Here is a 19355-nt window from a genome sequence, read left to right as displayed (position 1 = left end):
CGGGTCGACCATATGCTTGTCTGCCTTTTTGAGGTATTCTGAGCCCGTTTTTTTCTATCCGCAGGATCCCTGACATGAAAGTAGCTCCCCTGAGCGTGGTTACGCTGGAATACACGGTCACCGACGAACACGGTGAAGTCATCGACACCACTGTCGGTAAAGAGCCGCTGGTGTATCTGCACGGTACCCGTTACCTGGTCTCCGGCCTCGAAGCCGAGCTAGAAGGCCGCAGCGTGGGCGAGGCGTTCGACGTCACCCTGACGCCGAACCAGGCCTATGGCGAGTACGACGAGAATCTGGTGCAGGAAGTGCCCGGCGAGCTGTTCGACGGTATGGAAGTGTCTGAAGGGGATACTTTTGTGGCCGAGACCGACGACGGCCACCGCCCGGTGACCGTCATCGAGGTGTCCGAGGAGTTCATCAAGGTGGACGGCAATCATCCCCTGGCTGGCGTGACCCTGGGCTTCAAGGTCGAGATCAAGGACGTGCGTGCCGCGACCGCCGAAGAGCTGGCCCATGGCCATGTGCACGGCGCCGGTGGCTGCGGTCATGACCATGATCACGGCCATGATCACGATCATGACCACGGTGGCTGCTGTGGTGGCCATGGTCACAACCATGCACACGATCACGGCGACGATCACGGTCACGGTGGTTGCTGCGGTGGTGGCGGTTGTGGTGGCAAAGGCCATCAGCACTGATCACGGCCTGGCCGATGATAAAAGAACCCGCGCATGGCGCGGGTTTTTTTATGGCTGGCACGCATCAGTAGTGCGGTGGCGGCGTCTCTTCGGCCATGCTGGCGATCTGGCTCGGCTGTACGCTCTGCAATTTATCCACCAGTAGATGGATCTGGTGTTTGAGCCGGTCCAGCTCGCGACCCTGGGTGGTGACCTCGTCGTTGAGCTGCTCCACCGTGTATTCGGCAAAGGCGAGGCGGCTTTCCAGGGTTTCGAGGCGTTCGTTTAGTTGCTGACTCATGGGCCTTTTGGTCCTTACTTGATAGTCCAGATTTCAGCCAGGCCACTGGAGCTGGCACTGACGAGGTGGTCATTGTCGCGCAAAGCCACGCCATAGACCACAGCGCTAGGCGGTTTCACCTTGGGATGGGGCGAGACGCGCCAGCTCTGCAACGGCTGGCCGTCACCCACCTGCCACAGAGTGAGCTGGCGGGAGGGGGCGCCGGTGATGAGCCAGTTGCCGCCGTTGGCGAAGCGGGCGCTGGTGTAGACCTCGAAGCGGTGATCATATTGCAACCGGCTGTGCTCCTTGCCGGTTTTGAGATCCCAGATGCTGGCCTGGCGACTGTCTGCGGTGAAGGCGAAGCGTCCGGACGGATCCAGTCTCGCCATCACGACTCGCCCGGCGTGGTTGAAGCGCCACACCACCTGGCCCGTGCGGGTATCCCACAGATAGGCGCTGTAATCGTTGCCGCCGGTGAGGGCATAGCGACCATTGGGGGAGAGATCCACCGTGTTGACCTGTTCGGTGTGGCCGAGGAATTGCAGCCGGCGTCCGGTCTGGGTGTCGACCACTTCCGCCTTGCCGTCTTCACGGCCGATGAGCACCTGGCGGCCATCCGCCGAGATCGCCGCATCGCGCAGGGGGGATTCTGGCAGGGAGTAGTAGCCCTGGGAGCGGCCATCCAGCAAGCGCCAGATGGCGAAGGTGTGCTGGGTGGCGGTGATGGCATGGCTGTCATCGGGGGAGAAGCGGGTCAGGGTGACGAACTCCTCCTGGTCATCGCTCTGGCGCCAGCGCCAGCGCTCTTTGCCCTGTTCCAGATCCCACACCACAGTGCCCTGACCCAGGCTGGAGACCAGCGCGAGCTTGCCGGAACTGGCGAGATCCGCGCTCAGCAGACCCTGGTTGGCGAGGCGGATCTGCTGGCTGGGAAGTGAGCGTTGTTCGCACCCCGTCAGCATCAGGCAAATACCGATGAGATAAATGGCACTTTTGATCATTTTTCCTGTCTCATGCTTTCGTTACCTGCGATCACGGCGTTAGTATAAGGCGCTTATCACGATAAACCTCTCATTTCACGAAGGAACCGAGAGCGGTATTTAGAGTTTTGGAGAAACTGATGAACAATTTTCTGAAGGTGTCCCTGTTGGCTGCGGCGGTTGCCGTCGGTCTGACTGCTTGCCAAAAAGATGAGAAACCTGCTGCGACCAACACCGCAGAGGTCAAGGCAGAAGCCAGCAAGCCGGCAGAGGCCCCCAAGGCTGAGGCCAAGAGCTTTGAAGAGCAATCCGGCTATGCGATCGGCCTCTCCATGGGTCGTTATATCGCCAATACCCTGGAGCGCCAGCAAGAGCTCGGCATCAAGCTGGACAACACCGTGATCCTGAAGGGTGTCACCGACGGTCTGGGCAAAGAGGCCAAGATGACCGACGAGGAGATCCAGAAGGTTCTGCAGGAATACGACGCCAAGATCAACGAGCTGACCAAGGCTAAGGCCGACAAGGATGCCGTGGAAAACCTGAAGAAGGGTGAAGAGTTCCTGGCTGCCAACGCCAAGAAAGAGGGCGTGAAGAGCACTGAGTCCGGCCTGCAATATCAGGTCGAGAAGATGGGTGACGGCGCCAAGCCGAAGGCCACCGACATCGTCAAGGTGCACTACACCGGTACCCTGACCGATGGCACCAAGTTTGACAGCTCCGTCGATCGCGGTGAGCCGGCTACCTTCCCGCTCAACCAGGTGATCCCGGGCTGGACCGAAGGGGTGCAACTGATGCCGGTCGGCTCCAAGTTCAAGTTCTTCCTGCCGTCCAAGCTGGCCTATGGCGAGCACGGTGCAGGTTCCATCCCGGCCAACGCCGTGCTGGTATTTGACGTAGAGCTGCTGGCCATCGAAAAACCGGCTGCCGATGGCGACAACGCCAAGAAATAAGCTCAAAGCACCATAAAAACGGCTCCCCAGGGAGCCGTTTTTGCTTGTGTATTGTCGCAATCCCCCGGATAAAGCGATGAGGCCGTCTTGAGTGTGTGGCGGCTAGCCCCCAGAATAGACAACAAAATCAAGCGCAAGGATGGATCTCGTGGCTGAAAGCAAACCCCGTGTCCTGTTGGTGGAAGATACCCGCAGTCTGGCGGTCGTCTATGAGCAGTATCTGGCCCAGGATGGCTACGAGGTGCAGCTGGCAGATTGTGGCCAGCAGGCTTTGGCACAATTGCTGGCAAGCCCGCCCCCCGTGGTGCTGCTCGACCTGGAATTGCCCGACATGTCCGGCATGGACATCTTGCAGCAGATCACGGAGCGGCAACTGCCCTGCTCCGTGGTGGTGATCACTGCTCACGGCTCGGTGGATGTGGCGGTGGAGGCGATGCGGTTCGGGGCCTTCGATTTTCTCACCAAGCCGTTCGATGGCAAGCGCCTGTGCGCCACGGCGCGCAATGCCCTGAAGCACCAGCAGCTCAGCTCGCTGGTGGCCCAGTATCGGGAAAACTTCGAGCGCAGCTCCTTTGCCGGTTTCATCGGCGCCTCCATGGCGATGCAGGCGGTCTATCGCATCATCGAGAGCGCGGCGCCGAGCAAGGCCACCGTCTTCATCACTGGCGAGAGCGGCACCGGCAAGGAGGTGTGCGCCGAGGCCATCCACCAGTGCAGCCCGCGTCGGGATCAGCCCTTCATCGCCCTCAACTGCGCCGCCATTCCCCATGACCTGATGGAGAGCGAGATCTTCGGCCACGTGAAGGGGTCGTTTACCGGTGCCCAGGGGGATCGCAAGGGGGCGGCCAGTCTGGCGGACGGCGGTACCCTCTTCCTCGACGAGATCTGCGAGATGGATCTCGACCTGCAGAGCAAGCTGCTGCGTTTCATCCAGACCGGCACCCTGCAGCGGGTCGGCAGCGGCAAGCTGGAGACGGTGGATGTGCGCTTTGTCTGCGCCACCAACCGGGATCCCCTGGTGGAGGTCAAGGCCGGACGGTTTCGTGAAGACCTTTACTACCGCCTGCACGTGATCCCGCTGGCGCTGCCCCCCCTGAGGGAGCGGGGAGAGGACATCCTGCTGCTGGCCCGGGAGTTGCTGCTGCGTTATGCCGGTGAGGAGAACAAGCGGTTCAGGGACTTTGATGCGGACGCAGTGCAGGTGCTGCTCGACTACCCCTGGCCCGGCAACGTGCGCGAGCTGCAAAACGTGGTGCGCAACATAGTGGTGCTCAACGATGGCGAGCTGGTGAGCCCGGATATCCTGCCACCTCCCCTCAACGGGGGGCGAACCCTGGCCCCGGAGCCTGCGGTCGGGATCGCGGATCCCCAGTCAGAATCCGTCGTCGTTCGCAGGCAGGTCCGTCCGCTCTGGCAGGTGGAGAAGGAGGCCATCGAGCAGGCCATCGCCAGTTGTGACGGCAACATCCCCAAGGCGGCGGCCCTGCTGGAAATAAGCCCTTCCACGATTTATCGCAAGAAGCAGAGCTGGGAAGAGGCGAGTCCGGCCTGAGCCGTCACCTCTGCTCCCGGGCAGACATGCTGATGTGCGGGGCGGCCAATTGGTCGCCCCGCACGCTTATCAGAGTTTGGCGAGCAGCTTGAGCCTGGCCAGTCGTTCTGCCTCGTTGGCGGTGAACCAGCCATCCTGTGACAGCAGAAACCAGGCGCGGGCAAAGTACTCGGTCGCCGCGGGATCATTGAGCACGAGTGCATTCTCCCCCAGCTCCTCGAACACATAGCCATCCTCGGGGGCGCCTGCGGCAGTCATGTCGTCGCGCAACTGCGCCAGTTCGGCCATGGCCTGTTCATGGCGATCCTGGGCCCGGCTCAGGCGCGCCAGACTCCAGCGGGCGATAAAGGCTTTGCCCTGGTTGTTGTGCTGCTCGTGCCAGGCCAGGCACTTTTGCTGACAGGCGATGGCCTCGTCGAGGCGACCCAGCTCGAACAGGGTCCAGCCCTGATTGTTGTAGAGGGTGGCGAGCCAGCCTCGCGCCCGCTTGTCGTGACTGCGCTCGGCCAGGGTCATCGCCAGCTGGTGCCAGTGGCTCTGCTCCTCCAGGGGGGCGGCGATGGCCACCATGTGGGCCGCATCGATGGCCAGATAGTGCTCTTCGTGCTGTTCTCCCAGTTGCCAGGCCTGTTCAAACAGGGCTCTGGCGCTGGCCTTGTCACCGGCGGAGTTGAAGGTGCGGCCACGCTCCAGCAAGGCGCGCACGCGGGCCCGTGGAGTCGCCTCGGTGAGGCGGGGTTCTATCTCGTCGAGCAGCTGGTGCGCCTGTGCAAACTGGCGTTGCAGCGAATGGGTGCGGGCTATCTGGGTGAGGAGCTCCAGCTCCCATTGCAGGTTGGCGGCACGCGCCTCGGGCAGCAGTGCTTGAAAACGCTGGGCGCTGGCAACGGGATCCTGATAATCCCACAGTGCCATGAAATCGGGCGGATTGTTCATCTGGCCTCCATGCCGGTTATCCGCCCACCAAGATGCCTGAAGGCCATTCTTTGTACAAGAAGGGGGGCTGGCGCCATCGTGACGCCAGCGCTTGCCGATCAGTAGACCATGGCAAGGCTCATCAGCATCAGACCCAGGGCAGCAAAGGCTCCCTCCTTGATAGCCAGGCGCGGTACCAGTGCCTTGGGCAGGGCAGGGAACAGGCTCAGGGCAAAGCCGAACCCCGGCATCAGCCAGTGGAAAGCAGGGCTTCTCAGGGCGGGATCCGCAGCGCCATTGATGACGATGAGCAGGATAAAGAGAGTGAAGGCGGGCAGGATAAACCAGCGGGCATGGCCGGCGGCGACCGCCCGCAGTGGCGAGATGCGATAGAGCACCAGGGTCACGAGGAAGAGGGCGAGGGGTGCCAGCAGATAGAGCGGGGCCGGGTTCATGATGAGTGTCTCCTGACAAGGGGGGCAGAGTGTAGGCAGTCCGGGTGGGGAATGACCAGTCCCCCGCGCCCGGGCTGTGAAGCGGATCGCATGGTAAAGGTTTGCCTGGGCAGGATCAGCGGAACCAGAACCAGAGCACGGCAAATACCAGCCAGCTCAGCACCAGCAGGATCCAGGGCAGCGGGTGCTGGCGGGTGAGCTCGATGACCTCGGCTTCGCTCTCCTCTTCCGGCGTCTCTTGGGAAGAGTGCCTGGCTTTGGCTTGCAGTTTCTTCTGGCGGCTGGCCTCGCGGGCCTTCGCCTTCATCTGTTTCTTGTATTCGTCTATGCCCTTTTGGATCCCCTGGGCGATGAGCTGGGATTGCTCCTTGGTCTGCCCCGGCTTCTGGTTGGCACGGGCGATCTTCATCGCCTCCTGCTGGGTTTCGGGGGAAATTTTGTCGTACTTGGCCATTCCAGGCACTCCTTGGCATTGATTGGCGGGCAGTATGCCATAACCGTTACCGGCGGGCTGCCATCATGGGGGAAATTGCTCTGCGAGTGGGGTGCCTCTGTTCCAAATAGGGGAAACAGGTTGCGTGGATGATCACATTTGGCGGAATTTGTGAGTCGCCGATGAAAAACCGTCACATGTTGTTTGTTATATTACCACCCGATCCTGGATAGGGTCGTCCAATAACAAAATAACAAGGTGATATGGAAATGAATTATAAATTTGTCAAAGGAAGTATCGCACTGGCAGTGCTTGCCGCATTGAGCGGCTGCAATACCTCAAGCAACGACAGCGTCGCCCCCTGCACCGAAAATGTCTGCAAGCTGACCATTTTGCATACCAATGATACCCACGGTCGTTTCTGGCACAACGACAAGGGCGAATATGGCATGGCGGCCCAGAAGACCCTGGTCGAGCGGCTGCGTGCCGAGGCGAAAGCGGCGGGCAGCGAAGTGCTGGTGCTCTCCGGCGGTGACGTCAACACCGGGGTGCCAGAGTCGGATCTGCAGGATGCAGAGCCGGACTTCATGGCCATGAACAGCATCCGTTACGATGCCATGGCGGTGGGCAACCACGAGTTCGACAACCCCCTGACCATCCTCGAGAAACAGCGCCAGTGGGCCCAGTTCCCGATGATCTCCGCCAACATCTATGACAAGACGAGCGGCAAGCGCTACTTCGACCCCTACAAGGTGTTCAAGCTGGAGAGCGGCCTCAAGGTCGCCGTTCTGGGTCTGACCACAGAGGACACCGCCCAGCTGGTGGATCCCAACAACGTCCAGACCCTCGAGTTCCGCGATCCGACCACGGAAGCCGCCAATCTCGGCAAGCAAATCCGCGACAACAAAGAGGCGAACCTGGTTCTTGCCATCACCCACATGGGCCATTACGAGAATGGTCAGCACGGCAGCAACGCACCGGGTGACGTGGAGATGGCCCGTGCGCTGCCGGCAGGTACTCTGGACGCCATCATCGGTGGTCACTCCCAGAACCCGGTCTGCATGGAGCCGGGCACCCCGGACAAGTACGCTGACTTCAAGCCGGGCGACGACTGCCAGCCGGATCAGCAGAACGGCACCTGGATCATGCAGGCTCACGAGTGGGGCAAGTATGTGGGTCGTGCCCAGTTTGACTATCAGAATGGCAAGCTGACCCTGACCCAGTACGATCTGATCCCGGTCAACTTGAAGAATGCGGACGGTGATTTCATCCAAGAAGAGATCGTCAAGGATCCCGAGCTCTACAACACCCTGCTCACCTATCAGGAGAAGGGACAGCAGGAGCTGGGTGTGGTCATCGGTGCCACCGATGGCGTACTGGACGGTGAGCGCGCCAACGTGCGCAACAAGCAGACCAACCTGGGTCGTCTCATCACCACCGCGACTGCCGAGAAGCTGAGCACCGACTTTGGCATCGTCAACTCCGGCGGGGTGCGTGCCTCCATCGCGGCAGGGGACATCAGCTACCGTGACGTGCTGACCGTGCATCCGTTCGGCAACACCGTCAACAAGGCGACCATGAGCGGCAACGAGCTGCTGACCTACCTGGGTCAGGTCGCGACCAAGACCGCCAATACCGGTGGCTATGCCCAGTTCGGCGGCATCAAGATGACGGTGGATTGCCAGGCCAAGAGCGTGGACATCGCCACCATCGGCGGCAAGGCCTTCGATCCGGCAGCAACCTACAGCTTCTCCATCCCGAGCTTCAGCGCGGCCGGTGGTGACGGTTATCCGAAGATCGACACCATCAATGCCGGTCTGGTGGATGCCGGTGTGCTGAAGGATTATATCGCGGCGAAGAAGACCATTCAGGTCGCCGATTATCAGCCGGCCGGCGAGGTCAGCTATATCAACTCCACCTCGGTAGAGGGTTGCAAATAATCCCTGCACCCCGAGCCAATAAAAAAGAGAGGCAGCCATGGCTGCCTCTCTTTTTATTTTCAATGTCATCAGCAGTGTCTCTCGGGAAATATATCCGGCCACGGGAAGCTGCCCCGAAATAGGGCATGACACGATCTGATGGCAATAAAAAGGCGACCCTGAGGTCGCCTTGATGAAATGGGTCGGTTGAGCCTTAGAGCTGCTCGATGCCGACGATATGCCAAGGGGCATTGTCCTTGGCGAGATCACGCTCGAGGTGCCACACCTCCTTGATGTCCTCCTCGACCTGCTCCTGACGGTCCATGTAGCGGCCGCTGAAGCGCACGCTCACCTGGGCCCAGTCGCTGCCGTAGTCGGCACGGACCAGCTGGGTGTCCACGTACATCACCTCGGTGTGCTGCTCACCGGAGAGCTCGGCGCGTTCAGCCTTGAGGTGCTCGAACAGCTCGGGGCTCACGTACTCGCGGATCTTCTCCAGGTCGTTCTTGTTCCAGGCCTCTTGCAGGGTGCGGTAGTGATCGCGGGCACCGGCCAGGAAGCCGTTCATGTCAAAGCCCGGAGGCAGACGGAAGGGCACGTCGCTGTCGGCAAAACCGGTGGCCTGCGGGGCGCTGTGGCTCTGCTCGAACTGCTGGGGCGCCGCGCTCTGGGGCGGTTGATAACCCGCATAGGCCGTCTGTGGCTGGGCCGCTGCCGCCTTGTTCCTGCGCAGGGCTCGGAACAGGAAGACACCGCCCAGTGCCAGCAGGGCGATCAGCAGGAAGTCCATCCCTTGCAGACCTTCGAAGGCACCGCTGCCCAGCAGGTAGGCAAACAGGCCGCCGGCCAGCAGACCACCCAGCAGGCCGCCCATCATGCCGCCTTTCTTGGGTGCCTGGGCGCCCACGGTCGGGTTCTTGGTGTCGACCGGCTTGGCCGCAGGTTGGGCCGGAGCCGTCTTGTAGCTCTTGCCAAAGGATTTGCCGCCACCAAGTTTCTTGGCCTCGGCGATGGGTGCCCCAAGGCCAATGGCCAGGATCAGGGCAAACAGGGTCAGCATCTTTTTCATTTTGACTCTTTCACTCTCATGTAGGTGGGGGCATGCTCTGCTTGTGCAAGCTCAGCGAGGCGCATGGCAGGCTGCCAGTCCCTTTTTGTGTTGCAGCTTGCGGGTATGATTATCACGGATGGCATGAATTATTCATGAACAGATTGAGTCGTCCGACAGGGGAGGCGCCCATGAAACACAGACGGCCGAGTCGCTCGGTGCGCAGGCTGCGCAACAAACAAAGAGCAAGAACGAAAGATCAGACCCTGGTCTGGCCCTTTCTCGTACTGTGAGGCAGGTCTGCGGCGCAGAAGTGGATGATGCTGACGAGGCCTGGGTCCCGTCTTGTCGCCGGATGCGATGACGGGACGTATTAGCACTCGCGATGGCGGGGTTTCTTTTGTAAAATTCCCGTCCCCTTCCCGCTGCGGTTTTTATGTGTATGGCAGAGCAAGTGACGGCGAAAAAAGACGCCAAGACACAACAGCTGAAAGTACCTCCCCACTCTTTTGAGGCCGAACAGTCCGTACTGGGCGGCCTGATGCTGGACAACGAGGCCTGGGATCGGGTCGCTGAACGGGTGATCGACAAGGATTTCTACAGCCGTCCGCACCGCCTGATCTTCCAGGCCATGACCCGCCTCTCCAATGCGGGCAACCCCATCGATCTTATCACTCTGCAGGAGGAGCTCGAGCGCTCCGAGCAACTGGAAGAGGCCGGTGGCTTCGCCTATCTGGTGGAGATCGCCAAGAACACCCCGAGCGCCGCCAACATCAGTGCCTACGCCGAGATCGTGCGTGAGCGGGCGGTGGTGCGGGAGATGATCTCGGTCGCCAACGAGATAGTCGAAGCGGGCTACGAGCCCCAGGGGCGTACCTCCAACGATCTGCTGGACTTGGCCGAGAGCAAGGTGTTCCAGATCGCCGAGCAGCGCACCAGCGCCAACGAGGGCCCCCAGCCCCTGAAGCTCATCCTCGAGCAGACCGTCGACAAGATTGAAGAGCTGTTCAAGACCCCCCACAACGGGGTGACCGGCGTGTCGTCCGGCTACAACGATCTGGACAAGATGACCGCCGGCCTGCAGCGTTCGGATCTGGTCATCGTCGCCGCTCGTCCCTCCATGGGCAAGACCACCTTTGCCATGAACCTGTGCGAGCACGCGGCCCTCACCGCCGACAAGCCGGTGCTGATCTTCTCCCTCGAGATGCCCTCCGAGCAGATCATCATGCGTATGCTCGCTTCGGTGGGGCGCATCGACCAGACCAAGGTGCGGACCGGCCAGCTCGACGACGAGGATTGGGCGCGGCTCTCCTCCACCATGGGGCTGCTGCTGGAGAAGGGGAAGATGTACATCGACGACTCCTCCGGCCTCACCCCGACCGAAGTGCGCTCCCGTGCCCGCCGGGTGGCGCGGGACAACGGCGGCATCAGCATGATCATGGTGGACTACCTGCAACTGATGCGGGTGCCGGCCCTGTCTGACAACCGAACTCTGGAAATCGGTGAAATCTCCCGCTCCCTCAAGGCGCTGGCGAAAGAGCTGCAGTGTCCCGTGGTGGCGCTCTCCCAGCTGAACCGAAGCCTGGAACAGCGTGCCGACAAGCGCCCGGTCAACTCGGATCTGCGGGAATCCGGCTCCATCGAGCAGGATGCGGACTTGATCATGTTCATCTACCGCGACGAGGTCTATCACGACGACAGCCCCGACAAGGGGATCGCCGAGATCATCATCGGCAAGCAGCGTAATGGCCCCATAGGACGAGTGCGGCTCACCTTCCAGGGTCAGTTCTCGCGCTTTGACAACTACGCGGGCCCGGCGTTTGATGATGACTACTAAGTAAGCCGGGAGCCTGCTCCCGGCATCCATAAACAGTTTTCCCGGTTCGACAATTCTGCCGGTCCGGCCTTAGACGATGAGATTTGAGGGCTGACACCACCCGGTGCCTGATTATCATGCCCTCGTAAGGGAAAACAGATGAAAGCGGCTATCGCCCAGATCAATACAGCGGCCCTGCGCCACAACCTCGCTGTGGTCAAACGCCACGCCCCCCAATGCAAGATCATTGCCGTGGTCAAGGCCAACGCCTACGGCCACGGCCTGCTGCCGGTCGCCCGCACCCTGGTGGATGCGGATGCCTACGCAGTGGCCCGCATCGAAGAGGCGCTGATGCTGCGCTCCTGCGCCGTGGTCAAGCCCATCGTGCTGCTGGAGGGCTTCTTCAGCGCGGCCGACCTGCCGGTGCTGGCGGCCAACAACCTGCAGACCGCGGTGCACACCTGGGAGCAGCTCGAGGCGCTGGAGCAGGCCGAGCTGCCAGCCCCCGTGGTGGCCTGGCTCAAGCTCGATACCGGCATGCACCGCCTCGGGGTACGGGCCGAGGAGATGCCCGCCTTTATCGAGCGCCTCGCCAAGTGCAAGAACGTGGTGCAGCCGTTCAACGTCATGACCCACTTCAGCCGCTCCGATGAGCTGGAACAGCCCACCACCCGCGAGCAGATCGACTTGTTCAGCCAGCTGACTGCGCCGCTGTCGGGCGAGCGGGCCATGGCCAACTCGGCAGGCATCCTGGCGTGGCCGGATTCCCACTGCGACTGGGTGCGCCCCGGCGTCATCCTCTACGGCGTGTCGCCGTTCCCCAATACGGTGGCGGCGGATTATGACCTGCAGCCAGTGATGACCCTCAAGACCCAGCTCATCGCGGTGCGCGATCACAAGGCGGGCGAGCCGGTGGGTTATGGCGCCAACTGGGTGTCGGATCGCGATACCCGGCTCGGGGTGATTGCCATTGGTTATGGCGACGGTTATCCGCGCATGGCCCCCAATGGCACGCCAGTGCTGGTCAATGGCCGCATCGTGCCCCTGGTGGGGCGCGTCTCCATGGACATGACCACGGTGGATCTCGGCCCTGGCGCCACCGACAAGGCGGGTGACGAGGCGGTGCTCTGGGGGGAAGGGCTGCCGGTGGAGCGGGTGGCCGACCAGATCGGCACCATTCCCTATGAGCTCATCACCAAGCTCACCTCCCGCGTCTTTATGGAGTACGTGTAGGCGAGTCGCCCCTCATCCCCCACCCTTCTCCCGCGAGGGGAGAACAAAAAGGCCGCCCCGACAAGGGCGCAATGCTGTTCACTTAAGAGAATTTGAGTTCCAGTCCACGTAGTATCAGGACAAAAAATCGAGGGAGGCATGATGCCTCCCTCTTTCTATTGCAAGCCCCGCTGGATAAAGGCTGGAGGAAGATCGACTGGACACAGCCTTGCCCCCTCAACTCAAATCCAATTTATGAATAATCAGTCAAAAAAGTGCTTATCTGAACAGCATTGCGACAAGGGCGGCCTTTTTCATGGGCGTGTTCCAGAGACGAAAGAACAAGCCCCGCATCTGCGGCAATGCTGTTCACTTAAGAGAATTTGAGTTCCAGTCCACGTAGTATCAGGACAAAAAATCGAGGGAGGCATGATGCCTCCCTCTTTCTATTGCAAGCCCCGCTGGATAAAGGCTGGAGGAAGATCGACTGGACACAGCCTTGCCCCCTCAACTCAAATCCAATTTATGAATAATCAGTCAAAAAAGTGCTTATCTGAACAGCATTGCGCATCTGCGGGGCTTGAGTCTCCGTCACTATGCGGCGCTTAGCCTATGGTCATCAGGCTGGCGTTGCCACCGGCGGCGGCGGTGTTGACCGAGAGGGCGTGCTCGATGAGCAGGCGCTCCAGCGGGATGTCGGTCTCGCCGCGATGCAGGCCGTGCACACCGATGATGGCGCCGTTACGGGCTGCCTGGCGCGCGGCGGCGAGCTTGCTCACCTCCCGCAACTGATCCGAGTCGCCGTGGTGCAGCAGGGCATCGAAATCCGTCTCCCCCGTGGCCCAGTCCGCCACCAGCGCAATGGGATCCCGCACCTCGGTCGGCAGGGAAGAGAGCAGGGCGCGTGTCTGGGCATCGTCCGGCAGCAGCACCTGGCTGCCGACCGCCAGACAGGCGGCCAGCTGGGCCAGCAGGTCGGCCTTCTCCTGGGCAAGACAGAGCACCCGTTCCCGGGGCAGCAGGCTGTAGCTGTTGCGCTCGCCGGTGGGGCCGGTCAGCAGCTGGGTACGGCCGCTCTGGGAGAGCGCGGCGTAGTGATCGCACAGGGCGGCGAGGGCCGGATCCTGCTTGCTCGCCCAGTCGCGCAGGGCCACGAGGGGGGCTTTCGCCTCGGCATGCAGGGCACCGGACTCCTGGTGCAGCTGGTTGGCCACCGCTTCCTGGGGACGGGCGCCGAGCAGGCGATACATGTAGAGCGGGCCACCGGCCTTGGGACCGGTGCCGGAAAGCCCTTCCCCACCGAAGGGTTGCACCCCGACCACGGCGCCCACGATGTTGCGGTTGACGTAGAGGTTGCCCACCTTGGCCACGTTCACCACCTGGGCGATGGTCTCGTCGATGCGGGTATGAACACCCAGGGTCAGGCCGTAGCCGCTGCCGTTGATCTGCTCGAGCAACTCCCCGAGCCGGGTGCGCGGGTAGCGGACCAGGTGCAGCACAGGGCCGAACACTTCGCGTCCCAGTTCGTCCAGGCTGTCGAGCTCGATCAGGGTCGGCAGCACGAAGGTGCCGCGGCTGCAGGCATCCCCCTGGGTGCGGGCGATCTGGTGCACTTTGCGCCCCTTGTCGCCCATGGCCTTGATGTGGCGCTCGATGTTGGCCTTGGCCTCGGCGTCGATGACGGGACCGATGTCGGTGGAAAGGTGCTCGGGGCTGCCGACCTTGTACTCGGCCATGGCGCCCTTGAGCATCCGGATCACCCGATCCGCCACGTCATCCTGCACGCACAGCACTCGCAGGGCGGAGCAGCGCTGACCGGCGCTGTCGAACGCCGAGGAGATGACATCCATCACCACCTGTTCGGTCAAGGCGGAAGAGTCGACGATCATGGCGTTCTGGCCGCCGGTCTCGGCGATGAGGGGAATGGTGCGACCCTGGGCGTCGAGGCGACCGGCCAGGTTGCGGGAGATGATGCCCGCCACCTCGGTGGAGCCGGTGAACATGACGCCGCGCACCCGTTCGTCCGCGATGAGCGCCGCACCCACGATCTCACCACGGCCCGGCAGCAGTTGCACCGCACCGGCGGGAACCCCCGCTTCCAGCAGGATGCGCACCGCTTGTGCCGCGATGAGGGGGGTCTGCTCGGCAGGCTTGGCCAGCACCGTATTGCCGGCGGCCAGGGCCGCACACACCTGGCCGCTGAAGATGGCCAGCGGGAAGTTCCAGGGGCTGATGCAGACCACTGGGCCGAGCGGTCTGTGGGTGTCGTTGGCGAAGTGGTTGCGCGCCTGGGCGGCGTAGTAGCGCAGGAAGTCCACCGCTTCGCGCACCTCGGCGATGGCGTTGGCAAAGGTCTTGCCGGATTCGCGAACCAGCAGGCCCATCAGGGGTTGCAGTTCGGATTCCATCAGATCGGCAGCCCTGTCCAGCACGGCGGCCCGCTCGGCTGGCGGGGTGGACTGCCAGATCTGGCCGCTCGTGAGGGAGCAGGCGAGCGCCTTGTCCACCAGCGCTACCGTGGCTTCGCTCACCTGACCGACGACATCGCGGTGATCCGCCGGGTTGAGCACGGGCTGGAACTGGGTCGGCGCCTCGGTGTCGCAACCCAGCATGGGCACGGCCTGATAGGCGGTGTTGGTGCTGGCGAGCAGGGCGGCGGAGAGTGACCCCAGGCGGTGCTCGTTCGCGAGATCCAGACCTGCGGAGTTCGGGCGGGCCTCGCCGTAGAGATCCCGTGGCAGGGGGATGCGCGGATGGGGCAGACCCAAGGCCCCTTCACGGGCGGCCATCTGCTCGATCTGCTGCACCGGATCCTGCACCAGATCCGAGAGGGAGATGTTGTTGTCCGCGATGCGGTTGACGAAGGAGGTGTTGGCCCCGTTCTCCAGCAGGCGGCGCACCAGGTAGGCGAGCAGGGTCTCGTGGCTGCCCACCGGGGCATAGATGCGGCAGGGGCGACCCAGCTTGCCGTCGGCCACCTTGCCGACCACCTGTTCGTAGAGCGGTTCACCCATGCCGTGCAGGCACTGGAACTCGTACTGACCCGGGTAGTAGTTCTGACCCGCCAGCTGATAGATGGCAGACAGGGAGTGGGCGTTGTGGGTGGCGAACTGGGGATAGATGGCCTCGGGCACCGCCAGCAGCTTGCGGGCGCAGGCGAGGTAGGAGACGTCCGTGTAGGGCTTGCGAGTATAGACCGGGTAGCCTTCCAGCCCTTCCTGCTGGGCGCGCTTGATCTCGCTGTCCCAGTAGGCGCCCTTCACCAGACGGATCATCAGGCGGTGACGGCTGCGCTTGGCGAGATCGATGACGTAGTCGATCACATAGGGGCAGCGCTTCTGGTAGGCCTGGATGACGAAGCCGATGCCGTTCCAGTCGGCGAGGGACGGATCGAAGCAGAGCTTCTCCAGCAGATCGAGGGAGATCTCCAGCCGATCGGCCTCCTCGGCGTCGATGTTGATACCGATGTCATACTGCCTGGCGAGCTGGGTCAGGCCCAGCAAGGTGGGGTAGAGCTCCTCCATGACGCGATCGTACTGGGCGCGGCTGTAGCGCGGATGCAGGGCGGAGAGCTTGATGGAGATGCCCGGCCCCTCGTAGATGCCGCGACCATGGGAGGCCTTGCCGATGGCGTGGATGGCCTGCTCGTAGGAGGCCAGATAGCGTTTGGCGTCCTCCTCGGTCAGGGCCGCTTCCCCCAGCATGTCGTAGGAGTAGCGGAACCCTTTGCTCTCCATGCCGCCTGCGTTCGCCAGCGCCTCGGCGATGGTCTCGCCGGTGACGAACTGCTCACCCATCAGGCGCATCGCCATGTCGACGCCCTTGCGGATGAGCGGCTCACCCCCCTTGCCGATGAGTCCCTTGAGGGAGCTGTTCATGCCCGCCTCGTTGTGGGTGGCCACCAGCTTGCCGGTGATGAGCAGACCCCAGGAGGCCGCGTTGACGAACAATGAGGTGCTCTGGCCCAGGTGCTGGCTCCAGTTGCCGCCGCTTATCTTGTCGCGGATGAGGGCATCCCGGGTCGCCTTGTCGGGGATGCGCAGCAGCGCCTCCGCCAGGCACATCAGGGCCACCCCTTCCTGGGAGGAGAGGGAGAACTCCTGAAGCAGCCCCTGCACCAGGCCCTGACGGCCGCTGGCGCTCTTCTGGTTGCGCAGCTTCTCGGCGATGCCCATGGCCAGCTTCTGGGTCGCGTCAGCCTTCTCCTTGGGCAGACGGGCCTGCTCCAGCAGCATGGGGACGGCTTCGGTCTCGGGGCGGCGATAAGCCCCCGTGATGGCGGCCCGCAGCACGGACTGGGGCAGAATGCTCTCGGCAAACTCGAGGAAGACCTGGATGCCCTGCTCGGTCAGGGTCTCGACGGCCTCTTCCCCGGCGGCGGCAGCCAGCCCGGAGTGCTCGGGCGGGGTCAGACCGCGATCCAGTTGCTCCAGATAGGTGAAGATGGCTTGCTTGATCAGCCAGTGGGGAGTGCGATCCAGGGTCTGCGCAGCCTGTTTGAGGCGGTCGCGGGTCGCTTCATCGAGTTTGACGCCGAGGGTGGTAGTGGCCATGGGACTTCCTGTGTCTAGAAGGTAACAATATTACCGGACGGTTAAATTTCGCCGATGATGGTGCAACCAGGTGCAACCTTCAAGCAAGAAATTTTAATGTATTGGTTACATTGTTGAATTCTTCCATGAATCCGGTCTCTATCAGGCTCCTTTCAAGCCCGCCGCTTGTCCGCTTTTCACAGTATTATTAATGGGTTGGCAATGCATCTTATGAATGCTGATGTGAGGTGCAACCTCTTGTAAATGTGGTTGCACTTTTGGGGGTTAGACCGAGGCGGGGCGGTGATCACGGCTCCCCATGCGGGGAGGGGGACCGGATCGCCACCTGACGGTGCCCCGTGCTCTTCTATGCTGATAGCTGGCCAAAGGGGCCAGCTATCGGTGACAAGGAGAAACCCATGGCGCGTGTCAGTACCTATCTCAATTTTGCCCGGGAGACGGAGGCGGCCTTCCTCTTCTATCGCGAGGTGTTCGGCGGCGACTTCGCCGGTCCCATCCACCGCTTCAAGGATTCCCCCGGCTGCCCGGACCAGCCCCCCCTGTCGGAGGAAGACGGGGAGCTGGTGATGCACGTGGCGCTGCCCATCCTCGGCGGCCACGTGCTGATGGGCACAGATGCCCCGGCCAGCATGGGCTTCACCCTGGTGCAGGGCAACAACAGCTACCTCAACCTGGAGCCGGACAGTCGGGCCGAGACCGATCGCCTGTTTGCGGCCCTGGCCGAAGGGGGTAAGGTGGAGATGCCGCTGGCGGAGATGTTCTGGGGGGCCTATTTCGGATCCTTGGTGGACAAGTTCGGCACCCACTGGATGTTCAACTGCGAGAGCAAGAGCTGAGTCCCTGCCGGTGAATGGGAAGGAGCGCCGCGGCGCCCCTTCTGCTTATTCGTGCTCCCGCGAACCGTGCTCCCGAAATCGCGCCTTATTTGCCCTTCCCCACCATGTCGGCGGGCACCACCCAGGCGTCGAACTGCTGGGCCGTGAGGTGGCCGGAGGCGATGGCCGCCTCCCGCAGACTCACGCCTTCGTGGTGCGCCCGCTTGGCGATCTCCGCCGCCTTGTCGTAGCCGATGTGGGGGTTGAGGGCCGTCACCAGCATCAGGGAGCGGGTCAGCAGCTCGTCGATGCGCGCCCGGTTCGCCGTGATGCCGAGGGCGCAGTGCTCGTGGAAGCTCTGCATGCCGTCCGCCAGCAGCCGCACGCTCTGCAGGAAGTTGTGGGCGATGAGGGGCCTGAACACGTTGAGCTCGAAGTTGCCGCTGGCGCCGCCGAGGTTGATGGCCACGTCGTTGCCCATCACCTGGGCGCACAGCATGGTAAGGGCCTCGCACTGGGTCGGGTTGACCTTGCCGGGCATGATGGAGGAGCCGGGCTCGTTTTCCGGGATGATGAGTTCCCCCAGCCCGCTGCGGGGGCCGCTCGCGAGCCAGCGCACGTCGTTGGCGATCTTCATGAGGGAGGCCGCCAGCGTCTTGAGGGCGCCGTGGGCATGGACCTGGGCATCGCTCGCCGCCAGGGCCTCGAACTTGTTGGGAGCGCTCACCAGCGGCAGACCGGTCTGCTCGGCCAGGGTCCTGGCCACCGCGTCGGCGAAACCTGGGGGGCAGTTGAGGCCGGTACCCACCGCCGTGCCCCCCAGCGCCAGCTCGCACAGATGGGGCAGGGCGGCCCGGATGTGGCGCTCCCCCTGACTGAGCTGGGCGACCCAGCCGGAGATCTCCTGCCCCAGGGTGAGGGGCGTGGCGTCCTGCAGGTGGGTGCGGCCTATCTTGACGATGTCGTCGAAGGCGGCGGCCTTGCTCGCCAGGGTCTCTTTCAGGGGGACGAGTGCCGGCAGCAGCCGGCCCGTGATGGCGGTGACGGCGGCCAGGTTCATGGCGCTCGGGAAGACGTCGTTGCTGGACTGGCTCTTGTTCACCTCGTCGTTGGGGTGCACCAGCCGCCCCTCGCCACGGGGGCCACCGAGCAGCTCGCTGGCCCGGTTCGCCAGCACCTCGTTGAGGTTCATGTTGGTCTGGGTGCCGGAGCCGGTCTGCCACACCATCAGGGGAAACTCGGCGTCGTGCTGGCTGCACAGGACCTCGTCGGCGGCCGCCATGATGGCCTGGGCCTTGCGCGCGGGCAGCAGTCCCAGGGCGTGGTTGACCCGGGCGCAGGCGGACTTGATGCGGGCCAGGGCATGGATGATCTCCCTGGGCTGGCGCTCCCCCGAGATGTTGAAGTGGTGCAGGGAGCGCTGGGTCTGGGCGCCCCAGAGTCTGTCCGCCGGGACGGCTATCTCCCCCAGGCTGTCTCTTTCCATCCTGATGTTCATCTGCGCTCTCCTGCCGATTGGGTGTTCCCTAGCATGACCATAAAGCGTGGCCGAGGCCAGTATCCGTCCGACAAAGGGCATCAACCCGATCAATGACCAAAGGTTGCGCTCCGACATGAGATTCGCGGGCATAAGTGTGATGGTGCTTTCAATTATGCAACTCAGTTGTCTATTTAGGTTGATCTCCATTAGCCATGGGTTTTAAATGGTTACCATTGAGCGTTGTGAGCAGGGCATGGATTTTGG

General features: G+C 62.6%; 15 protein-coding genes. 7 read left to right on the top strand and 8 right to left on the bottom strand.

The annotated features are described in order from the left end of the window. Positions 1–74 precede the first annotated feature (74 nt). A complete protein-coding gene (gene slyD, locus J9892_RS22990; RefSeq protein ID WP_052815183.1) occupies positions 75–701 on the top strand; it encodes a peptidylprolyl isomerase in 627 nt (208 codons plus the stop codon). 64 nt (positions 702–765) lie between these two features. Here slyD and J9892_RS22985 read toward each other — a convergent pair whose 3' ends face one another. Together J9892_RS22985 and J9892_RS22980 are read right to left on the bottom strand one after the other, a co-directional pair. Continuing rightward, the gene (locus J9892_RS22985) at positions 766–981 is read right to left on the bottom strand and encodes a SlyX family protein (protein WP_010673249.1); all 216 of its coding nucleotides are present in this window, start codon (positions 979–981) and stop codon (positions 766–768) included. A 14-nt stretch (positions 982–995) separates the two neighbouring features. After that, entirely contained in the window at positions 996–1964 is a 969-nt protein-coding gene (locus tag J9892_RS22980; RefSeq protein WP_113979087.1) for a hypothetical protein, read from the bottom strand. A gap of 119 nt (positions 1965–2083) precedes the next feature. Between J9892_RS22980 and fkpA the strand changes: the two genes are divergently transcribed. Beyond that, positions 2084–2893 (top strand): FKBP-type peptidyl-prolyl cis-trans isomerase, encoded by an 810-nt coding sequence (gene fkpA / locus J9892_RS22975; protein WP_029313875.1) that lies wholly within the window; start codon positions 2084–2086, stop codon positions 2891–2893. A gap of 148 nt (positions 2894–3041) precedes the next feature. Then, positions 3042–4445 (top strand): sigma-54 dependent transcriptional regulator, encoded by a 1404-nt coding sequence (locus tag J9892_RS22970; protein ID WP_042881314.1) that lies wholly within the window; start codon positions 3042–3044, stop codon positions 4443–4445. Positions 4446–4514: 69 nt separating this feature from the next. Here the strand turns inward: J9892_RS22970 and J9892_RS22965 are convergent, their stop codons facing one another. The 3 genes from J9892_RS22965 to J9892_RS22955 form a co-directional block, all read right to left on the bottom strand. Beyond that, entirely contained in the window at positions 4515–5381 is an 867-nt protein-coding gene (locus J9892_RS22965; RefSeq protein ID WP_113979088.1) for a tetratricopeptide repeat protein, read from the bottom strand. 98 nt (positions 5382–5479) lie between these two features. Continuing rightward, the gene (locus tag J9892_RS22960) at positions 5480–5815 is read right to left on the bottom strand and encodes a hypothetical protein (protein WP_010673254.1); all 336 of its coding nucleotides are present in this window, start codon (positions 5813–5815) and stop codon (positions 5480–5482) included. Between the two features lie 115 nt (positions 5816–5930). Continuing rightward, a complete protein-coding gene (locus J9892_RS22955) occupies positions 5931–6269 on the bottom strand; it encodes a DUF2956 domain-containing protein (protein WP_111896414.1) in 339 nt (112 codons plus the stop codon). 248 nt (positions 6270–6517) lie between these two features. Between J9892_RS22955 and ushA the strand changes: the two genes are divergently transcribed. Beyond that, positions 6518–8188 (top strand): bifunctional UDP-sugar hydrolase/5'-nucleotidase UshA, encoded by a 1671-nt coding sequence (ushA, locus tag J9892_RS22950; RefSeq protein ID WP_041211202.1) that lies wholly within the window; start codon positions 6518–6520, stop codon positions 8186–8188. A gap of 193 nt (positions 8189–8381) precedes the next feature. Here ushA and J9892_RS22945 read toward each other — a convergent pair whose 3' ends face one another. After that, on the bottom strand, positions 8382–9236 hold the full coding sequence (locus J9892_RS22945) for a Tim44-like domain-containing protein (RefSeq protein WP_010673257.1): 855 nt from the start codon (positions 9234–9236) through the stop codon (positions 8382–8384). Positions 9237–9657: 421 nt separating this feature from the next. Between J9892_RS22945 and dnaB the strand changes: the two genes are divergently transcribed. Together dnaB and alr are read left to right on the top strand one after the other, a co-directional pair. Then, complete coding sequence (dnaB, locus tag J9892_RS22940; RefSeq protein WP_039040054.1) at positions 9658–11052, top strand: replicative DNA helicase; 1395 nt, start codon at positions 9658–9660, stop codon at positions 11050–11052. A 138-nt stretch (positions 11053–11190) separates the two neighbouring features. Next, positions 11191–12264 carry an alanine racemase gene (gene alr, locus J9892_RS22935; protein WP_069784533.1) on the top strand — a complete coding sequence of 358 codons (1074 nt, stop codon included), beginning with the start codon at positions 11191–11193 and terminating at the stop codon, positions 12262–12264. Between the two features lie 584 nt (positions 12265–12848). On the opposite strand, the gene putA is transcribed toward alr, so the two are convergent. After that, the gene (putA, locus tag J9892_RS22930) at positions 12849–16796 is read right to left on the bottom strand and encodes a trifunctional transcriptional regulator/proline dehydrogenase/L-glutamate gamma-semialdehyde dehydrogenase (protein ID WP_103858718.1); all 3948 of its coding nucleotides are present in this window, start codon (positions 16794–16796) and stop codon (positions 12849–12851) included. Positions 16797–17194: 398 nt separating this feature from the next. Here putA and J9892_RS22925 point away from each other — a divergent pair, with 398 nt between their 5' ends. After that, entirely contained in the window at positions 17195–17632 is a 438-nt protein-coding gene (locus J9892_RS22925) for a VOC family protein (protein WP_111896412.1), read from the top strand. A gap of 85 nt (positions 17633–17717) precedes the next feature. On the opposite strand, the gene fumC is transcribed toward J9892_RS22925, so the two are convergent. Next, on the bottom strand, positions 17718–19109 hold the full coding sequence (fumC, locus tag J9892_RS22920; RefSeq protein WP_111896411.1) for a class II fumarate hydratase: 1392 nt from the start codon (positions 19107–19109) through the stop codon (positions 17718–17720). Between the last annotated feature and the right edge of the window lie 246 nt (positions 19110–19355).

The organism is Aeromonas sp. Prich7-2, from assembly GCF_017939255.1.
GTDB lineage: Bacteria > Pseudomonadota > Gammaproteobacteria > Enterobacterales > Aeromonadaceae > Aeromonas > Aeromonas caviae.
The sequence above is the reverse complement of the archived record's forward strand: the minus strand, read 5'-3'. Positions and strand labels throughout refer to the sequence as shown.

Coding starts and splice junctions, on each gene's coding strand:
- J9892_RS22925 (WP_111896412.1), top strand. CDS start 17,195: ATGGCGCGTGTCAGTACCTATCTCAATTTTGCCCGGGAGACGGAGGCG.
- J9892_RS22965 (WP_113979088.1), bottom strand. CDS start 5,381: ATGAACAATCCGCCCGATTTCATGGCACTGTGGGATTATCAGGATCCC.
- fkpA (WP_029313875.1), top strand. CDS start 2,084: ATGAACAATTTTCTGAAGGTGTCCCTGTTGGCTGCGGCGGTTGCCGTC.
- ushA (WP_041211202.1), top strand. CDS start 6,518: ATGAATTATAAATTTGTCAAAGGAAGTATCGCACTGGCAGTGCTTGCC.
- J9892_RS22980 (WP_113979087.1), bottom strand. CDS start 1,964: ATGATCAAAAGTGCCATTTATCTCATCGGTATTTGCCTGATGCTGACG.
- alr (WP_069784533.1), top strand. CDS start 11,191: ATGAAAGCGGCTATCGCCCAGATCAATACAGCGGCCCTGCGCCACAAC.
- J9892_RS22955 (WP_111896414.1), bottom strand. CDS start 6,269: ATGGCCAAGTACGACAAAATTTCCCCCGAAACCCAGCAGGAGGCGATG.
- dnaB (WP_039040054.1), top strand. CDS start 9,658: ATGGCAGAGCAAGTGACGGCGAAAAAAGACGCCAAGACACAACAGCTG.
- J9892_RS22985 (WP_010673249.1), bottom strand. CDS start 981: ATGAGTCAGCAACTAAACGAACGCCTCGAAACCCTGGAAAGCCGCCTC.
- J9892_RS22960 (WP_010673254.1), bottom strand. CDS start 5,815: ATGAACCCGGCCCCGCTCTATCTGCTGGCACCCCTCGCCCTCTTCCTC.
- slyD (WP_052815183.1), top strand. CDS start 75: ATGAAAGTAGCTCCCCTGAGCGTGGTTACGCTGGAATACACGGTCACC.
- J9892_RS22945 (WP_010673257.1), bottom strand. CDS start 9,236: ATGAAAAAGATGCTGACCCTGTTTGCCCTGATCCTGGCCATTGGCCTT.
- fumC (WP_111896411.1), bottom strand. CDS start 19,109: ATGAACATCAGGATGGAAAGAGACAGCCTGGGGGAGATAGCCGTCCCG.
- putA (WP_103858718.1), bottom strand. CDS start 16,796: ATGGCCACTACCACCCTCGGCGTCAAACTCGATGAAGCGACCCGCGAC.